10 protein-coding genes, 17 tRNA genes, 3 rRNA genes and 1 pseudogene are annotated in these 18819 nt (G+C 49.8%); 30 read left to right on the forward strand and 1 reads right to left on the reverse strand.

Features of this window, described 5'->3' with window-relative positions; translation table 11 throughout:
* Window positions 1–47 precede the first annotated feature (47 nt).
* The 30 genes and pseudogenes from MHI48_RS01380 (at window position 48) to MHI48_RS01525 (ending at window position 18287) form a co-directional block, all read left to right on the forward strand.
* Window positions 48–592 (forward strand): annotated as a pseudogene (locus MHI48_RS01380) (GNAT family N-acetyltransferase).
* Window positions 593–1222: 630 nt separating this feature from the next.
* A 16S ribosomal RNA gene (locus tag MHI48_RS01385) occupies window positions 1223–2775 on the forward strand.
* Window positions 2776–3083: 308 nt separating this feature from the next.
* Window positions 3084–6009: ribosomal RNA gene (locus tag MHI48_RS01390) — 23S ribosomal RNA — on the forward strand.
* A gap of 78 nt (window positions 6010–6087) precedes the next feature.
* Window positions 6088–6204: ribosomal RNA gene (gene rrf, locus MHI48_RS01395) — 5S ribosomal RNA — on the forward strand.
* Together the 16S, 23S and 5S rRNA genes with 17 tRNA genes alongside form the textbook arrangement of a ribosomal RNA operon.
* A gap of 38 nt (window positions 6205–6242) precedes the next feature.
* Window positions 6243–6316 (forward strand) — tRNA-Ile (locus MHI48_RS01400).
* A gap of 35 nt (window positions 6317–6351) precedes the next feature.
* A tRNA-Ala gene (locus MHI48_RS01405) sits at window positions 6352–6427 on the forward strand.
* Window position 6428: 1 nt separating this feature from the next.
* Window positions 6429–6504 (forward strand) — tRNA-Asn (locus tag MHI48_RS01410).
* A 4-nt stretch (window positions 6505–6508) separates the two neighbouring features.
* A tRNA-Glu gene (locus tag MHI48_RS01415) sits at window positions 6509–6580 on the forward strand.
* Window positions 6581–6586: 6 nt separating this feature from the next.
* Window positions 6587–6662, forward strand: a tRNA-Val gene (locus MHI48_RS01420).
* 16 nt (window positions 6663–6678) lie between these two features.
* Window positions 6679–6752 (forward strand) — tRNA-Met (locus tag MHI48_RS01425).
* 26 nt (window positions 6753–6778) lie between these two features.
* Window positions 6779–6856: transfer RNA gene (locus MHI48_RS01430), tRNA-Asp, on the forward strand.
* A 17-nt stretch (window positions 6857–6873) separates the two neighbouring features.
* Window positions 6874–6949: transfer RNA gene (locus tag MHI48_RS01435), tRNA-Phe, on the forward strand.
* Between the two features lie 20 nt (window positions 6950–6969).
* Window positions 6970–7045 (forward strand) — tRNA-Thr (locus MHI48_RS01440).
* 9 nt (window positions 7046–7054) lie between these two features.
* Window positions 7055–7140 (forward strand) — tRNA-Tyr (locus MHI48_RS01445).
* A 10-nt stretch (window positions 7141–7150) separates the two neighbouring features.
* Window positions 7151–7226, forward strand: a tRNA-Lys gene (locus tag MHI48_RS01450).
* Between the two features lie 6 nt (window positions 7227–7232).
* Window positions 7233–7313 (forward strand) — tRNA-Leu (locus tag MHI48_RS01455).
* A 10-nt stretch (window positions 7314–7323) separates the two neighbouring features.
* Window positions 7324–7398, forward strand: a tRNA-Gly gene (locus tag MHI48_RS01460).
* Window positions 7399–7405: 7 nt separating this feature from the next.
* Window positions 7406–7482 (forward strand) — tRNA-Arg (locus MHI48_RS01465).
* 17 nt (window positions 7483–7499) lie between these two features.
* Window positions 7500–7578, forward strand: a tRNA-Leu gene (locus tag MHI48_RS01470).
* 7 nt (window positions 7579–7585) lie between these two features.
* Window positions 7586–7659, forward strand: a tRNA-Pro gene (locus tag MHI48_RS01475).
* Between the two features lie 10 nt (window positions 7660–7669).
* Window positions 7670–7740: transfer RNA gene (locus MHI48_RS01480), tRNA-Gly, on the forward strand.
* Window positions 7741–8134: 394 nt separating this feature from the next.
* Window positions 8135–10000: a 3D-(3,5/4)-trihydroxycyclohexane-1,2-dione acylhydrolase (decyclizing) gene (gene iolD / locus MHI48_RS01485; protein ID WP_076329992.1), complete on the forward strand. Its 1866-nt coding sequence runs from the start codon at window positions 8135–8137 to the stop codon at window positions 9998–10000.
* Between the two features lie 53 nt (window positions 10001–10053).
* A complete protein-coding gene (gene iolE / locus MHI48_RS01490; protein ID WP_076329991.1) occupies window positions 10054–10956 on the forward strand; it encodes a myo-inosose-2 dehydratase in 903 nt (300 codons plus the stop codon).
* Window positions 10957–11155: 199 nt separating this feature from the next.
* Window positions 11156–12166, forward strand: a complete 1011-nt coding sequence (iolC, locus tag MHI48_RS01495) for a 5-dehydro-2-deoxygluconokinase (RefSeq protein ID WP_076329990.1) — start codon at window positions 11156–11158, stop codon at window positions 12164–12166.
* A gap of 99 nt (window positions 12167–12265) precedes the next feature.
* Window positions 12266–13741 (forward strand): CoA-acylating methylmalonate-semialdehyde dehydrogenase, encoded by a 1476-nt coding sequence (locus MHI48_RS01500; RefSeq protein ID WP_244898267.1) that lies wholly within the window; start codon window positions 12266–12268, stop codon window positions 13739–13741.
* Between the two features lie 69 nt (window positions 13742–13810).
* Window positions 13811–14863, forward strand: a complete 1053-nt coding sequence (iolG, locus tag MHI48_RS01505) for an inositol 2-dehydrogenase (RefSeq protein ID WP_076329989.1) — start codon at window positions 13811–13813, stop codon at window positions 14861–14863.
* Window positions 14864–14970: 107 nt separating this feature from the next.
* Window positions 14971–15777, forward strand: a complete 807-nt coding sequence (gene iolB / locus MHI48_RS01510; protein WP_076329988.1) for a 5-deoxy-glucuronate isomerase — start codon at window positions 14971–14973, stop codon at window positions 15775–15777.
* A gap of 126 nt (window positions 15778–15903) precedes the next feature.
* Window positions 15904–16911: a LacI family DNA-binding transcriptional regulator gene (locus MHI48_RS01515; RefSeq protein WP_036671938.1), complete on the forward strand. Its 1008-nt coding sequence runs from the start codon at window positions 15904–15906 to the stop codon at window positions 16909–16911.
* A 342-nt stretch (window positions 16912–17253) separates the two neighbouring features.
* On the forward strand, window positions 17254–17781 hold the full coding sequence (locus tag MHI48_RS01520) for a hypothetical protein (protein WP_076329987.1): 528 nt from the start codon (window positions 17254–17256) through the stop codon (window positions 17779–17781).
* Entirely contained in the window at window positions 17778–18287 is a 510-nt protein-coding gene (locus MHI48_RS01525) for a GNAT family N-acetyltransferase (protein WP_051449808.1), read from the forward strand. The genes MHI48_RS01520 and MHI48_RS01525 overlap by 4 nt, the downstream gene beginning before the upstream one ends.
* A 148-nt stretch (window positions 18288–18435) precedes the next feature.
* Here the strand turns inward: MHI48_RS01525 and MHI48_RS01530 are convergent, their stop codons facing one another.
* On the reverse strand, window positions 18436–18795 hold the full coding sequence (locus MHI48_RS01530) for a hypothetical protein (protein ID WP_036607981.1): 360 nt from the start codon (window positions 18793–18795) through the stop codon (window positions 18436–18438).
* Window positions 18796–18819 lie beyond the last annotated feature (24 nt).

Consider the following 18819-nt stretch of genomic DNA (forward strand, 5'->3'; position numbering starts at 1 on the left):
GCGTTACAGGTACAGTGATTAAACAAAGTGGAAGAGGTACGGTTCTTATGATGATCGATCAGCAGGAATATTACATTAAAGGCTTGTCTTACTCCATTAGATCGGCAGAGGAAAAGGATGCTGAGACCTTGTCTTCACTACGTGTACAAATCGATGGGAAACCGAGAACATGGATCGTGAAGAGGGCGAGGCGTATATCGACGCAGCCGGGTTTAGGCGGATCATCCATTTGGACACTGAGAAGTCACGGAATCTGTTCCTTGTTGCTGTAGTAGCGGGTGAGATTGTGGGATACTCCCGATGTGAAGGTACAGAGTTGAAGCGCTTTTGCCATAAGGTTGAGTTCGGCGTGTGTGTAGCCCGAGAGTTCTGGGGACATGGGATTGGCAAGAACTTGCTGGAGAAGTCGATAGAATGGGCAGACCAGACTGGTGTAGAGAAGATGACGTTGAACGTGCTGGCATCCAACGATAAGGCAATCGAGCTATATCAAAAGAGAGGCTTCGAGATCGAAGGCATTTTGAAAAAGGATCGGCGACACACGGATGGACAGTATCACGACACGATAGTGATGGGCAGGTTCAGAGACTAATAGTATAAAAAGTGAAAAACACAAACTATATAAGCCCACAGCTTATGGAGTTTAATTATTAGATTTGATACCGACATAACAGATAGCAGCGTTATTGAGTAGAGGCATTATGTTTCTTAATTTATAGAACGATTGTAATGATGTTGAATGAGTCTGTTCACAACCTATATTGAGATAGATTAGACCGGTGAGTGTATATAGGGTATAGTAAGAGGATATTGCCATTGGAAAAAGAGATTATGAAGAGACTGAATCGATAATATAATCAGTTTCAGATGGGATATTTTACAAGTGGTAATTGTATTGTGTATATGATATATTCTATTTCCGGCCAAAAAAACACAAAAAACAAAGTGCCGCAGGCAAAACAAATAAGCTTCGAAAGAAACTTAAAAAAAGAGCTTGCTAAGTTGGTTCGGAAGTGTTATGATATAAAAGTTGCTGAGGAGAACAACGCTCGGTAACGAAAATAAGTTTGATCTTTGAAAACTGAACAACGAGTGAGTAAACATTCTGCTTGCAGAATGAACGCGAAAGTTTGAGACAAGCCTTGGCTTGGATCGGCTGGAGCACAAATGAGATTTTTAATCTCGTCAGATTCAAAATGAGCTTATCGCTCTTTTCAATACTTTATTGGAGAGTTTGATCCTGGCTCAGGACGAACGCTGGCGGCATGCCTAATACATGCAAGTCGAGCGGACTTGAAGAGAAGCTTGCTTCTCTGATGGTTAGCGGCGGACGGGTGAGTAACACGTAGGCAACCTGCCCTCAAGTTTGGGACAACTACCGGAAACGGTAGCTAATACCGAATAATTGTTTTCTTCGCCTGAAGGAAACTGGAAAGACGGAGCAATCTGTCACTTGGGGATGGGCCTGCGGCGCATTAGCTAGTTGGTGAGGTAACGGCTCACCAAGGCGACGATGCGTAGCCGACCTGAGAGGGTGATCGGCCACACTGGGACTGAGACACGGCCCAGACTCCTACGGGAGGCAGCAGTAGGGAATCTTCCGCAATGGGCGAAAGCCTGACGGAGCAATGCCGCGTGAGTGATGAAGGTTTTCGGATCGTAAAGCTCTGTTGCCAGGGAAGAACGCTTGGGAGAGTAACTGCTCTCAAGGTGACGGTACCTGAGAAGAAAGCCCCGGCTAACTACGTGCCAGCAGCCGCGGTAATACGTAGGGGGCAAGCGTTGTCCGGAATTATTGGGCGTAAAGCGCGCGCAGGCGGTCATTTAAGTCTGGTGTTTAATCCCGGGGCTCAACCCCGGATCGCACTGGAAACTGGGTGACTTGAGTGCAGAAGAGGAGAGTGGAATTCCACGTGTAGCGGTGAAATGCGTAGATATGTGGAGGAACACCAGTGGCGAAGGCGACTCTCTGGGCTGTAACTGACGCTGAGGCGCGAAAGCGTGGGGAGCAAACAGGATTAGATACCCTGGTAGTCCACGCCGTAAACGATGAGTGCTAGGTGTTAGGGGTTTCGATACCCTTGGTGCCGAAGTTAACACATTAAGCACTCCGCCTGGGGAGTACGGTCGCAAGACTGAAACTCAAAGGAATTGACGGGGACCCGCACAAGCAGTGGAGTATGTGGTTTAATTCGAAGCAACGCGAAGAACCTTACCAGGTCTTGACATCCCTCTGATCGATGCAGAGATGTATCTTTCCTTCGGGACAGAGGAGACAGGTGGTGCATGGTTGTCGTCAGCTCGTGTCGTGAGATGTTGGGTTAAGTCCCGCAACGAGCGCAACCCTTATATTTAGTTGCCAGCATTTCGGATGGGCACTCTAGATAGACTGCCGGTGACAAACCGGAGGAAGGTGGGGATGACGTCAAATCATCATGCCCCTTATGACCTGGGCTACACACGTACTACAATGGCCGGTACAACGGGCTGCGAAATCGCGAGATGGAGCCAATCCCAACAAAGCCGGTCTCAGTTCGGATTGCAGGCTGCAACTCGCCTGCATGAAGTCGGAATTGCTAGTAATCGCGGATCAGCATGCCGCGGTGAATACGTTCCCGGGTCTTGTACACACCGCCCGTCACACCACGAGAGTTTATAACACCCGAAGTCGGTGGGGTAACCGCAAGGAGCCAGCCGCCGAAGGTGGGATAGATGATTGGGGTGAAGTCGTAACAAGGTAGCCGTATCGGAAGGTGCGGCTGGATCACCTCCTTTCTATGGAGAATCGTTTCCTGCAACGGAAACATTCAAATACGCAGCTTAGCTGCAAAACACTCACTCGTTGTTCGGTTTTGAGAGCTCAAACTCTCAAAACAGCTTGCTTTTGCATGGAGCTTGTTCTTTGAAAACTAGATATCGAAACGAAACAAACGCGAATTAGAACATTCCTTTAAGCTGATCTTGTGTAAACAAGTGAAGTGTTTTTATAAGGTAGATTGCACGTACGATGGTATCGAATGGGAGCGACTTTTGGCTTTGCGCAAGCAAAACAAGGGAAGCGAGCAGTCGAAACCGGAGCACGAGGTTAAGCTACTAAGAGCACACGGAGGATGCCTAGGCGCTAGGAGCCGATGAAGGACGTGGCGAACAACGAAACTGCCTCGGGGAGCTGTAAGCAAGCTTTGATCCGGGGGTGTCCGAATGGGGAAACCCAGCTGGGGTAATTTCCAGTTACTCACAACTGAATACATAGGTTGTGTAGAGGCATACCAGGGGAACTGAAACATCTAAGTACCCTGAGGAAGAGAAAACAATAGTGATTCCGTCAGTAGCGGCGAGCGAACGCGGAGAAGCCCAAACCAGAGAGCTTGCTCTTTGGGGTTGTGGGACGTCTCACATGGAGTTACAAAGGAACCGGTTAAGCGAAGAGGTCTGGAAAGGCCCGCCAAAGAAGGTAAAAGCCCTGTAGTTGAAAGTCTGTTCCCTCCGAGACGGATCCCGAGTAGTGCGGGGCACGTGAAACCCCGTATGAATCCGGCAGGACCATCTGCCAAGGCTAAATACTTCCTAGCGACCGATAGTGAAGCAGTACCGTGAGGGAAAGGTGAAAAGCACCCCGGAAGGGGAGTGAAATAGAACCTGAAACCGTGTGCTTACAAAAAGTCAGAGCCCGTTTTAGGGGTGATGGCGTGCCTTTTGTAGAATGAACCGGCGAGTTACGTTCCCGTGCAAGGTTAAGGTGAAGAGCCGGAGCCGCAGCGAAAGCGAGTCTGAATAGGGCGATGTAGTACGTGGACGTAGACCCGAAACCGGGTGATCTACCCCTGTCCAGGGTGAAGGTGCGGTAACACGCACTGGAGGCCCGAACCCACGCATGTTGAAAAATGCGGGGATGAGGTGGGGGTAGCGGAGAAATTCCAATCGAACTCGGAGATAGCTGGTTCTCCCCGAAATAGCTTTAGGGCTAGCCTCGGAAAACAGAGTCGTGGAGGTAGAGCACTGATTGGGTGCGGGGCCCGCAAGGGTTACCAAGCTCAGTCAAACTCCGAATGCCATAGACTTACTTCCGGGAGTCAGACAGTGAGTGCTAAGATCCATTGTCAAAAGGGAAACAGCCCAGACCATCAGCTAAGGTCCCCAAGTGTGTGTTAAGTGGGAAAGGATGTGGAGTTGCACAGACAACCAGGATGTTGGCTTAGAAGCAGCCACCATTGAAAGAGTGCGTAATAGCTCACTGGTCGAGTGACTCTGCGCCGAAAATGTAACGGGGCTAAACACACCACCGAAGCTATGGCTTGATGCTTTGCATCAGGGGTAGGGGAGCGTTGTATAAGGGTTGAAGGTGTACCGTAAGGAGCGCTGGACATTATACAAGTGAGAATGCCGGTATGAGTAACGAAAAGATCAGTGAGAATCTGATCCGCCGAAAGCCTAAGGGTTCCTGAGGAAGGCTCGTCCGCTCAGGGTAAGTCGGGACCTAAGGCGAGGCCGAAAGGCGTAGTCGAAGGACAACAGGTCGAAATTCCTGTACCACCGTAAGCCGTTATGAGCAATGGGGGGACGCAGTAGGGTAGTGACGCGGACTGATGGATGTCCGTCTAAGCAGTAAGGCTGATGTGTAGGCAAATCCGCACATTGTAAGGCTGAGCTGTGATGGGGAGCGAAAATTATAGTAGCGAAGGTCATGATCTCACACTGCCAAGAAAAGCCTCTAGCCAGGTGATGGTGCCCGTACCGCAAACCGACACAGGTAGGCGAGAAGAGTATTCTAAGGCGCGCGGAAGAACTCTCGTTAAGGAACTCGGCAAAATGACCCCGTAACTTCGGGAGAAGGGGTGCCCCGGTAGTGTGAATAGCACGAGGGGGCCGCAGTGAAAAGGCCCAAGCGACTGTTTAGCAAAAACACAGGTCTGTGCGAAGCCGTAAGGCGAAGTATACGGGCTGACGCCTGCCCGGTGCTGGAAGGTTAAGGGGAGTGGTTAGGAGCAATCCGAAGCTGTGAACCGAAGCCCCAGTAAACGGCGGCCGTAACTATAACGGTCCTAAGGTAGCGAAATTCCTTGTCAGGTAAATTCTGACCCGCACGAATGGCGTAACGACTTGGGCGCTGTCTCAACGAGAGATCCGGTGAAATTTTAATACCTGTGAAGATGCAGGTTACCCGCGACAAGACGGAAAGACCCCATGGAGCTTTACTGCAGCTTGATATTGAATTTGGGTACGATCTGTACAGGATAGGTGGGAGCCTTTGAAACGTGAGCGCCAGCTTGCGTGGAGGCAACGTTGGGATACCACCCTGATCGTATCTAGGTTCTAACCTGGTACCGTAATCCGGTGCGGGGACAGTGTCAGGTGGGCAGTTTGACTGGGGCGGTCGCCTCCTAAAGAGTAACGGAGGCGCCCAAAGGTTCCCTCAGAATGGTTGGAAATCATTCGAAGAGTGCAAAGGCATAAGGGAGCTTGACTGCGAGACCTACAAGTCGAGCAGGGACGAAAGTCGGGCTTAGTGATCCGGTGGTACCGCATGGAAGGGCCATCGCTCAACGGATAAAAGCTACCCTGGGGATAACAGGCTTATCTCCCCCAAGAGTCCACATCGACGGGGAGGTTTGGCACCTCGATGTCGGCTCATCGCATCCTGGGGCTGAAGTAGGTCCCAAGGGTTGGGCTGTTCGCCCATTAAAGCGGTACGCGAGCTGGGTTCAGAACGTCGTGAGACAGTTCGGTCCCTATCTGTCGTGGGCGTAGGAAATTTGAGAGGAGCTGTCCTTAGTACGAGAGGACCGGGATGGACGTACCGCTGGTGTACCAGTTGTTCCGCCAGGAGCACCGCTGGGTAGCTATGTACGGACGGGATAAACGCTGAAAGCATCTAAGCGTGAAGCCCCCCTCAAGATGAGATTTCCCAGTATGTAAGACCCCTTGAAGACGACGAGGTAGATAGGCTGGGGGTGGAAGTGCAGCAATGCATGGAGCTGACCAGTACTAATCGGTCGAGGGCTTATCCAATAGCAAGTTGTAATTCGCATGTTTCGTTTCGAATCTAGTTTTCAGAGAACGATCTCTGAATGTAAGCTATGCTATGCGTTTGGTGGCGATGGCGGAGGGGTTCCACACGTACCCATCCCGAACACGACCGTTAAGCCCTCTAGCGCCGATGGTACTTGGACCGCAGGGTCCTGGGAGAGTAGGACGCCGCCAAGCGAAACCCCATTGGGGTATTTTTTTTCGAAAATTGATAAGGGCCCTTAGCTCAGTTGGTTAGAGCGCACCTCTGATAAGGGTGAGGCCGGTGGTTCGAGTCCACCAGGGCCCATAGCAAGACCACAACAATGAAATACACCAGAGTATGGGGCCATAGCTCAGCTGGGAGAGCGCCTGCCTTGCAAGCAGGAGGTCAGCGGTTCGATCCCGCTTGGCTCCACCATTCCCTGATAGCTCAGTTGGTAGAGCACTCGACTGTTAATCGAGTTGTCACAGGTTCGAGCCCTGTTCGGGGAGCCAGTAAGGCCCGTTGGTCAAGGGGTTAAGACACCTCCCTTTCACGGAGGTAACAGGGGTTCGAATCCCCTACGGGTCATAATATGGAGGCTTAGCTCAGCTGGGAGAGCATCTGCCTTACAAGCAGAGGGTCGGGGGTTCGATCCCCTCAGCCTCCACCATATAACTTTATAACGACGCGGGGTGGAGCAGCCCGGTAGCTCGTCGGGCTCATAACCCGAAGGCCGCAGGTTCAAATCCTGCCCCCGCAATTATACTTTCCTTGAGAAAGTGATCTGGAACCGTGGTGTAGTTGGCCTAACATGCCTGCCTGTCACGCAGGAGATCGCGGGTTCGAATCCCGTCGGTTCCGCCATTTTTTTAATGTAGTAAGGCTCGGTAGCTCAGTCGGTAGAGCAGAGGACTGAAAATCCTCGTGTCGGCGGTTCGATTCCGTCCCGAGCCACCATTTATAACACCATGTAATACGCCGGTGTAGCTCAACTGGTAGAGCAACTGACTTGTAATCAGTAGGTTGGGGGTTCAAGTCCTCTCGCCGGCACCATGTAATCCTGGAGGATTAGCGAAGCGGCCAAACGCATCAGACTGTAAATCTGCTCCCGTACGGGTTCGGTGGTTCGAATCCATCATCCTCCACCAGTTTTTCTATGAGTCATTAGCTCAGTTGGTAGAGCACCTGACTTTTAATCAGGGTGTCGAAGGTTCGAGCCCTTCATGACTCACCATTATATGCGCGTGTGGCGGAATTGGCAGACGCACTAGACTTAGGATCTAGCGTCTTTGACGTGGGGGTTCAAGTCCCTCCACGCGCATCCTTTATTTGCGGAAGTGGCTCAGCGGTAGAGCATCGCCTTGCCAAGGCGAGGGTCGCGGGTTCGATTCCCGTCTTCCGCTCCAATATTTTGCGCCCTTAGCTCAGCTGGATAGAGCGTTTGACTACGAATCAAAAGGCCGGGAGTTCGAATCTCTCAGGGCGCGCCATTATAACTTCATATTTTGCCGGCGTGGCGGAATGGCAGACGCGCTCGACTCAAAATCGAGTGGGAAACCGTGGAGGTTCGAGTCCTCTCGCCGGTATAGATAACGGGATGTAGCTCAGCTTGGTAGAGCACCTGGTTTGGGACCAGGGGGTCGCATGTTCAAATCGTGTCATCCCGATTGTTGTTATGCGGGTGTAGTTCAATGGTAGAACTTTAGCCTTCCAAGCTAATAGCGTGGGTTCGATTCCCATCACCCGCTTATATATTAAAAAAGAAAGAGACGGTGAGTACCGTCTCTTTCTTTTTTTTGCATTCACAGGCATATTGACCATGATTGTATACAAAGACCAGGGATTATTTGGCTGAATATCATGTACCAGCATGTATCCCATCCTCACGATATATTCCCCTCTCTTTTAAGTCTGTCCTTAGTCATTGTGGAAGTGTTCAAATAGAGAAGGTCTAACACATGTTCGAACACAAGAATATTTTTTCTTTACCACAATTTATAAAAACGCTTACAAAAATAGCTTGCGTAAATCATTAACCTGTAATACTATATCAATTAAGCGCTTAACCTTTAGGGGTAAGGCGCTTAAACTTAACGTAGATTAAGCGCTTAACCCGTAAAGGAAAGGACGGCGATCAAACTCATGAAAACAATTCGATTAACGATGGCCCAGGCACTGCTTCGATACTTGGATCAGCAATATATCTCGGTTGACGGGGTGGAAACCAAGTTTGTGAAGGGAATCATCGGTATTTTTGGACATGGCAATGTAACAGGCATTGGAGAAGCGCTGGAGCGCAGTCCGGGAAGCCTGACGTATATGCAAGGCAAGAACGAACAAGGCATGGTGCATACGGCAGCGGCTTATGCCAAGCAGAAGAACCGTAGACAGATCTATGCATGTACAACATCCATTGGACCTGGTGCTTTGAATATGATTACGGCGGCAGCTACTGCAACGGTGAACCGAATTCCGGTTTTATTGCTTCCTGGAGACAACTTTGCTACACGGGAACCGGACCCGGTACTTCAGCAGTTGGAAGTGAGCAGTGATTATACAATCTCAGCCACTGATCCATTCAAAGCGGTCAGCAAGTACTGGGATCGCATTGTTCGTCCCGAACAGTTGATGATTGCTGTTACACAGGCCATGCGTGTGCTAACCGATCCAGCAGAGACGGGAGCAGTAACGCTCGCACTGCCGCAGGATGTGCAGGCAGAGGCATACGATTATCCAGAATCGTTCTTTGCCCGCAAAGTACATTATCTGGATCGTCGTCCCCCGGTACAGGCAGCCATTGAGCGGGCAACGGAGCAGATTGCCCGAGGCAGAAAACCGCTGCTCGTTGCAGGCGGCGGTGTGTTGTACTCTGAGGCGTCCGTTCAACTCTTGGAGTGCGCCGAGGCATTTGGTATTCCGATCGCCGAGACGCAGGCGGGCAAGAGCGCAGTTTCTTGGGACCACCCACTAAATGTGGGGGCCATCGGGGTTACGGGCTCTCTGGCAGCCAATAGGCTGGCGAGAGAAGCAGACGTTGTGATCGGCGTCGGTACGCGGTTCTCGGATTTTACGACGGCGTCCCGCTCTGCTTTTCAGCATCCAGAAGCTTCATTCATCAACATCAACCTGAACGGCATGGATGCCGCCAAGTTAGGCGGAGAAGCCATTCTGGCAGATGCACGCGAAGGATTGCAGGCTTTGCAAAAGGAATTGCAGGAAAGACAATACCGAAGTGCATATGGTGCATCCGAAATCGCTGATCTCCGCGCTGAGTGGAATGCAGAAGTGGATCGGCTGTATGCAGCTCAACATGAAGCAGGGCTGGCACAGACTACAGCAGTTGGCATCGTTAACCGGACCATTGATCCATCCTCCGTCATAGTGTGTGCGGCAGGCAGTCTGCCGGGTGATCTACATCGTCTGTGGCGTGCGTCTGAACCAAAGACATACCACATGGAGTATGGATTCTCCTGTATGGGGTACGAGGTAAGTGGAGCGTTCGGAGCAGCACTTGCCGAGCCGGATCGTGAAGTGTACGCCATGGTAGGGGATGGCAGTTATCTGATGCTGCATTCGGAGTTTGTGACCAGTTTGCAGGAACAGAAGAAGATGACTATTTTATTATTCAACAACAATGGATTCCAATGTATTCATAATTTACAGCGGGAACATGGCAGTGACGGGTTTGGCAATGAGTTCCGTTATCGGGAATCCGAGAGTGGACGACTGACCGGGGATTACATGCCAATGGACTTTGCTGCACACGCCCGAAGCATGGGAGCCAAATCCTATAGAGCGGAGACAGCAGAACAGCTGGAACAAGCACTCCGAGATGCGAAGAACGAAACAGTGAGTACGTTGATTGAGATTTCGGTCGTGCCTGGAACCAACGCAGGTGGATACGAGTCATGGTGGAATGTGGGTGTACCTGAGGTATCTGCCGAAGAAAAGGTAGTTCATGCTCATCACACCATGCAAGCCAACCGTGCCAAAGCAAGACCGATTTAATCCGGTTTAATATAGTGAACAACAATGTTGAACGACAAAGGAGACGTGGAGCAATGAGCAAGCTGCCATTCCAGCTTGGGATTCATCCGATCAATTGGGTCGGTGAAGATGTGAAGGAGCATGGTGATGCGACAACGTGTGCACAGATTCTGGATGACATTCAGCGTCTTGGGCTGACGGGTACAGAGATGGGACGTAAATATCCTACCGATCCTACTATATTGCGTGAGGAATTGAGCAAAAGGAATATCAAGCTGATCTCCCAGTGGAAATCTGTACTTTTCTCCGACCCGGCATATCGTCAGTCGGAGCTGGACAGTTATCGCAAACATGCGGAATTTCTGCAATCCATGGGCAGTAAGGTGATCAGTACGGCGGAGGTAGGCGGGTCACTTCATTTTGATCCAAGACGGACACCGAATGAAAAAGAAGTGCTCAGACTCAGCGAATCTGAATGGCATATCCTCGCTGAAGGATTGAACGAAGCAGGAGCTATTGCCCGCGAACATGGGTTGAAGCTTACGTATCATCATCATGGAGGCACAGTGGTAGAGCAACCGGATGAGATTGATCGACTGATGGAGCTGACAGACCCTTCTCTCGTGTATCTGCTCTATGATACTGGTCATGCGTACTACGGCGGAGCCGATCCACTTGAACTGCTGCGCAAACATTATGATCGGATCGCCTATATCCATCTGAAAGATATCCGCCCGCATGTGCTGGATGAAGCACGCGCGGAGCAATCTGACTTTGTCGGCTGTATTCGTAGAGGAGTGTTCACTGTACCAGGCGATGGATGCATTGATTTTGCACCAATTCTACAAGAACTGATCACACGAGGGTACGATGGCTGGGCGATGCTTGAAGGAGAGCAGGACCCTGCGATTCATAACCCATATGAGTATGCGAAGCGATCTTTGAACTATATGGAGTCGTTATACCAACACAGCTGATTCGTTTAGCATTGTAGCGGTCAGAGGCCACACCTATGAAGCGAAAAAGGAAGAAGGCCAGCAAGAGTATAAAGTTACGATTGGAAAATAAAACTGACTTACTCTAGCCGTTTACGAGTTCTTACGATGGAATGAGTAACTAGTCTAGATATCCATATAGAACATGGAAAATCCCACTACAGAAAGGGGCTCACATGCAATGACTTACGTATCCTTTCCGGTATCCAGGAAGAAGGATTTCACCGCGATTGGCCGCTTGTGCATCGACTTGAACGCCAATGAGATCAATCGCCCGATGGAAGAGACGATGACGTTTACGAAGTATGTAGGTGGCTCTCCGGCCAATATTACGATTGGCATGTCCAGACTGGGTATGAAGACGGCTTTTATCGGCAAAATCGCAGGTGACCAGATGGGCAGATTCATCCAGAGTTATTTGGAGAAGAACGGCATCGACACATCAAATGTAGTTACAGATGACACCGGAGCGGTGACAGGGCTTGCTTTTACAGAAATCAAAAGCCCAACGGATTGCAGTATCCTGATGTACCGGGACAATGTAGCGGATTTGTTATTACAGGCGCAAGAGGTACAAGAGCAGTTGATTGCTGAATCCAAAGTGCTGTTAATCTCAGGCACAGCCCTCGCGCAGAGCCCATCCCGTGAAGCCGTATTACAGGCACTAACGTATGCAAAAAAACATGGCACAGTTATTGTGTTTGATCTAGACTATCGCCCATACACATGGACATCGGACGAAGAGACAGCGGTCTATTACAACCTTGCAGCCGAGAAATGCGATATCATCCTCGGCACACGTGAAGAGTTCGACATGATGGAGACATTCGACCACAATCCGGATCATAGCGATCAGGTGACTGCACAGAAATGGTTTGATTTCTCAGCGAATATTGTAGTAATCAAACACGGGAAGGAAGGATCCATTGCTTATACGCGTGAAGGGCTTTCCCACCGTGCGGACAGCTATCCGGCAAAAGTGGTCAAAACGTTCGGGGCAGGCGATTCCTATGCGGCTGGGTTCCTGTATGGATTGATGCAGGGCTGGACGATTGAGCGCAGTATGGCCTATGGCAGTGGCGCAGCAAGTATCGTCATTTCAAGCCACAGCTGTTCGGATGCGATGCCAACAGTAGAACAGGTGAATGATTACATCGAACGTTGCAATCGGGGCGAGATCACCGTGTCCTGAAGCACGTTGCAATACTTTGAACAACGTACTCATACAGATCAACATCAATCATATAAGTTCAACATAAGGGATCACACATAAGCGAAGGGAGACAGGGCTATGGGAAAAGGAATTTCTGAAGCGTCTGCAACAGCGACAATGGTACAAAACTGGATCGGAGGTGCCTGGGTAACCCCGGCGTCAACTCGCACGGAGCCAGTGGTGAATCCGGCTACAGAAGAGGTTATTGCACATGTGCCATTGTCCGAACAAGCGGATGTGGATCTGGCGGTTCAGACAGCACAAGAAGCGTTCAAATCCTGGAGCAGCACACCGGTTCCGCGCCGTGCACGTATTTTGTTCCGCTACCAGCAGCTGCTGGTTGAACATTGGGAAGAGCTAGCTCGCCTGGTGACACTGGAGAACGGTAAAAGTTATGCCGAAGCGTACGGAGAGGTATTGCGTGGCATTGAATGTGTCGAGTTCGCGGCTGGTGCCCCGAATCTGATGATGGGCAAACAACTGCCTGACATCGCGACAGGACTGGAGTCGGGCATGTACCGCTACCCAATCGGTGTAATTGGGGGGATTACCCCATTCAATTTCCCGATGATGGTGCCGTGCTGGATGTTCCCGCTGGCTATTGCGTGTGGTAACACCTTTGTCCTGAAGCCGTCCGAGCGCACACCGCTGCTGGCAGGCCGCCTGGCAGAGCTGTTCAAGGAAGCGGGGCTTCCGGACGGCGTGCTCAACATCGTTCACGGTGCGCATGATGTCGTGAACGGGTTGCTGGAACATAAGGATGTTCAAGCGATCTCCTTTGTCGGATCACAACCTGTAGCTGAATACGTCTACACCACTGCATCCAAGCATGGCAAACGGGTACAGGCACTGGCTGGTGCCAAAAACCACTCCATCGTTATGCCGGACGCCGATCTGGATCTAACCGTGAAAGAGATTACCAGTGCAGCTTTTGGTTCAGCAGGGGAGCGTTGCATGGCATGTGCGGTTGTTGTGGCTGTGGGTGATGTGGCTGACGAACTGGTACAAAAGCTGGTGGAAGCTGCAGACCGCATTACCATTGGTAACGGCATGGATGAGGGCGTGTTCCTCGGTCCTGTCATCCGTGGACCACATAAAGAGCGTACACTCAGTTACATTGAAGCCGGAGAGCAGGAAGGCGCGGCATTGATTCGGGATGGACGTAAGGATCAGGCGACAGGTGAATCCGGTTATTTTGTAGGGCCTACGGTATTTGACCAAGTTGATAGCAATATGAAAATCTGGCAGGATGAGATCTTTGCTCCGGTACTCTCGGTGGCAAGAGTGTCTACGCTGGAGGAAGCCGTTGAGCTGGCGAACCGTTCTGATTTTGCCAACGGGGCGTGTCTGTTCACCCGCAGCGGAGCGAGTATGCGTCAATTCCGTGAAACGATTGATGCGGGCATGTTGGGTATTAACCTGGGCGTACCTGCGCCAATGGCATTTTTCCCGTTTTCCGGTTGGAAAAAGTCCTTCTATGGTGATCTACATGCCAATGGTACGGATGGTGTTGAATTCTACACTCGCAAGAAGATGGTAACGGCGCGCTGGTAACAACCAGAGCATCACTCGGGCTAAGGGGAACGCCCAGCCCATATGGACGCACATAGGGAGGATAACGGAATGGGCAAGGACAAAGTGAGAATTGGCATCATCGGTGCTGGACGGATCGGCAAAATTCATGCAGACAATCTCCTGCGTAACCCGCATGCCGAGATTGTGGGAATCAGTGACTTATTTGCAGGTCCTGAATTGGAGGCTTGGGCCTCCAGTCGTGGCATCCCTGTTGTAACAACGAACAGCAGCGAGTTGATCTCGATGCCTAATGTAGACGCGGTGCTGATCTGTTCTTCAACAGATACACATGTGCCGCTGATCGAACAGGCCGCCCAGGCGGGCAAACATATCTTCTGCGAGAAGCCGGTCAGCATGGATCTGGCACAGACCCAAGCGGCGGTAGCAGCAGTTCAGAAGGCTGGCGTGAAGCTGCAAATTGGATTTAACCGCCGCTTCGATCACAACTTCAGACGGATACGTGCACATGTGCAGGATGGTACGATTGGTGATCCACATATTATCAAAATTACGTCTCGCGACCCGAGTCCGCCTCCTGCGGAGTATATCCGGGTGTCTGGCGGGATTTTCATGGACATGATGATCCACGATTTTGACATGGCTCGGTATCTGTCCGGGAGTGAAGTGGAAGAAGTATACGCTCAGGGTAACGTGCTGATCAATCCGGTCTTTGCGGAACATGGTGACGTGGATACAGCGATTGTAACGATGACTTTTGCCAATGGAGCGATTGGTGTCATTGATAACAGCCGTCAGGCTGTATACGGGTATGACCAGCGTGTTGAAGTGTTTGGCTCGATGGGCAGCGCCGCAGCGGCGAATGATCATCCAAATACGGCTGAAATCAGTACAGCGGCCGGGCTCATGCGCGACAAACCGTTACACTTTTTCCTGGAACGCTACAATGAAGCGTATGTGCAGGAGACAGCCCTCTTTATCGATGCAATCATTCATGATACACCGGTTATCGTAGATGGCCACGATGCAGTACAGGCAGAACGAATTGCACTGGCAGCAAAAATGTCCATGGAGCGGGGAAGACCTGTGAAGCTGAGTGAAGTCCCTGGGGTGTCACTGGAATCGCAAACAGCAACGCCATAGTGGATGATTAAGTCACTTTTTTCAATAGAGGGCATGAATAGTTTAAGTTTTGTTTTTTATAAGTATCAGGTTGTTGTGGACGACTACAGAAAGGAGTGGATGGCAAGATGTCAGAACGTATTGTGAAACCCGTGGTCAACCCGGAGGAAGACGGTACACTTATAAACGTAACACCGGAGTCGGCGGGGTGGGAATATGTTGGCTTTCAGGTAGCGAAGCTGGCGGAGGGGGAGACGCTAACCCGTGAGAGCGGTGATCAGGAACTCTGTGTGGTGCTTCTCAGTGGTTTCGCCAATGTAAGTACCCGGGAGCACACATGGGATAATATCGGAAAAAGAATGAGTGTTTTCGAGAAAATTCCGCCGTATTCGGTCTACGTCTCAACTTCTGATCAAGTACAGATCACAGCACGTACAGAACTGGAAATCGCTATATGTGTTGCACCCGGTAAAGGCACGTACCCGGCTCGTCTCATTGCACCCGAAGATGTAGGGGTAGAGGCACGTGGATATGGCAATCTGGAACGCCAGATTCACAACATTTTACCGGAACAGAAGGAAGCGGACAGTCTGCTCGTTGTTGAGGTGTTCACACCAGATGGGCATTGGTCCAGTTACCCCCCACATAAGCATGATCGGGACGCACTCCCGGATGAATCTTTGCTGGAAGAAACGTATTATTTCCGTGTACAGCCTGAGCAGGGGTTTGCCATTCAGCGTATATACACGGATGATCGTTCTGTGGACGAGACGCTAGCAGTGAAAAACGGTGAAGTGGTGCTTGTTCCGGACGGATATCATCCGGTAGGTGCTCCTCCGGGGTATGAGGTCTACTATCTGAACGTGATGGCTGGACCAACCCGGACCTGGAAATTCCATAACGATCCTGACCATGAGTGGTTGATGAAAAAGTAAAACAGTTCATGCTACGCACATTGTGCTGGCTTCAAGTTGCGTATGCAGACTTCCCCCTGCATAATGAGAAGAGAACAATTATCTATGTATAACGAAATTTATATATAGCACAAATGGGGAACAACAATGAAAGCAACCATATACGATATAGCACGCGAGGCGGGTGTATCCATTGCAACCGTCTCGCAGGTCATTAATGGCAAAGGCAAGATCAGCGAGAAGCGGCGCGCTGAGATTATGGAGATCATGGAACGCCTTCACTATCAACCCAGTGCGATCGCAGCTGCACTTACAGGGAAGCAGACGTATACATTGGGGCTGCTCGTACCGGACATCTCAAACCCTTATTTCGCAGAACTCGCCAGAGCCGTGGAGGATCGAAGCCGTCAATTGGGTTACAGCGTGGTCATCTGCAGTACGGATAATAAGGACGAGCGGGTAGAGCGTTACCTGAATCTGCTTCAGCAAAAAAGGGTCGATGGCATGATGATCGGAACCGGGATCGATAATGCCGAAATTTTGTCACCACTTTTGCAGCAGTCCATCCCTGTCGCTCTGATTGCACGTCATATGCCATCCCTGTCGGTTCATACAGTCACCATTGATGACATTCTCGGTGGAGCACTCGCAGCGGAGCATCTGCTTGAACTTGGGCACACCCGTGTAGCGGTTCTGTCGGAACCGTCCAAAGTCAGCAGCAGTCAGGAACGTGTACGTGGATTCCGTGAAACCCTGATTAAGGCAGGTCATACGCTGGAACCGAATCAGATCCGAGAATCGGCAGCTGACCTGAGCTCGGCCAAAAAAGAGGCGTTACTGCTGCTCGGTGAGAAGGATCACCCGACAGGTTTGTTCTGTTGTAATGACATTCAGGCCATCGGTGCTCTCCAGGCAGCCAAAGAGCTGGGCCTACGCGTACCAGAGGATGTGTCGATTATCGGGTTTGATAACACCATTCTGGCTTCGGTAACCAGTCCACCGCTTACGACCGTTGCCCAGCCAATTGAAGAACTGGGACATCGCGCTGTAGATCTGTTGATTGAAGAGTTAAAGGATGAACAAAAAGAACCGCAGAAGATTGTGCTGAAGCCTGAGCTGGTTATCCGAGAATCAGCAGGCCGTGTATTGGGCTGAAAACAATTAGGTTTCTGATGTAACCTGATCAGTTGTGAGGCCAAGTCTACGTGTGTCATATTCATGCTCGGGATAAGGGTTGTCGTCTTACCTGGTTATGAATAGGTAATAAAACAATATAACAAAGTTAACAAACAAGCCGCGCTCACCCTATGGGAGAACGGGCTTGTTTATTTAAATTTTCATTTAAATCTTCAATTTTAGCGTAGCCCAAAACGTCATCGTAATTGAGAGACCAGAGATAAGAAATGACATTGGAACAGAAGGGGTGAGATGTTATACTGGAATATATCAATAATTACCAATTTATATGTTTTATGTAGATCTAGAGAGGGGATTGGGATGATTAAACGAATCAAGATGATTATGGGTATCGCCATGATTATTGTTTTTTTAGCTATTGCAGTGCGTATGTATACCTCCGGTCAATACACTATGTATATCCCTAGCAAACATACGACGTTTCGAGCAGAGGTCACAGATCATATGACGATGCTGGATACATTGGATCGACTGACGATTAGGAAAATTTTCAACAATGAATCGTATAATGAAGATGATGAAATAACGATTACAGATCCCAAAGAGATTAGAGACATGCTGAAGTTATTAAAGGATGTTGAACTTAAAAGAGTACGGGAATTCGACGTTTCCGAAAGGAATCCGCATTACTATGAGTGGCGACTTACCATTAATAAAGAAGGTCGCTTTACCGATGGATTTGGACTGACGTTTTATAATGAACAATCTATCTCCATCTATAGCGGCGCGAAAACAAGAGACAAATTTCAGGACTACGAGATTACCAATGAGTTTAATCTGAATGAGATGGACCGCCTTTTTGAAAAGCTGAAGGAGGAGCAAACATGACCATCATAACCAACTATTATGTACGCCCTATTGAAGAACAGGATATCCCCTTTCTGTGGGAGATGTTATACGCATCCCTGCATAGAAGAGAAGGTGATGAACCTTTTCCAATCGAAAGTATTCATACTCCCGGACTGTCCAAATACGTTGAAGACTGGGGAAGAGAAGGGGATTTCGGGTATGTTGCAGTTGACCAGCAGGGCAAGAGACTAGGTTCAATAACATTAAGATTCTATACGGATCAGAATGCGGGATACGGTTATGTGAATGCAGCTACGCCAGAGATGGGGATGGCTGTAACGGAAGATGCACGTGGAAAAGGAGTAGGTACCTTACTGCTTCAGACCGCATTAGATGAGGTTGAACGGCGGGGAATTGCAGCAGTCTCGCTCAGTGTTGACCCGGATAACCAAGCGATTCGCTTATATAAGCGGTTAGGATTTGTGGAGGAGTCCCTAAATGGTACATCAGTAACGATGGTGCGTGTAAGTAAACTTGAATCTTAAATGATGAGCGTTCGGATCACTGGCAAAACTGAGTAAACCACGTGGAACTGCAAAAGAAGAGGCGTTTCCTCATGGGAACGCCTCTTTCTGTGTGCCATGTACAGCATCGGTATCTCTCTTATTATACTAAGTCCGTAGCACTTCAATATTATTTCAACAAAAATGCCAAAGCCTCGTCATACGTTTCCCATTGGAATTCAGTCTGGTGCGCGGACTCTTTGGAGATCCGATTCAATTGCATTTTGGCGATCGCACCACCTACGGCTACACTAGCTCGTTTCATCCCCCACTGTGTCAGTAGTTTCTGGTGTTCCACAATTTTTTCTTTGGTATCCTGAGGGAAAGCCTTCATGTTCCGCATATCTACTAGCACATCAAACGAATTCCCCAATTGTTCCGCTATTCTCTGGATTTCTGTATTCGTTTGTTCGACATGTTCAGGAGAAACAATACCTTCCCAGATAATTTCAATAATAGGTTTAGTTGAATCCAAACGTCTAACAGACATGTAGGCAACTCCTCGATAATAAAA

The organism is Paenibacillus sp. FSL H7-0942, assembly GCF_045040715.1.
GTDB classification, from domain to species: Bacteria; Bacillota; Bacilli; order Paenibacillales; family Paenibacillaceae; genus Paenibacillus; species Paenibacillus amylolyticus.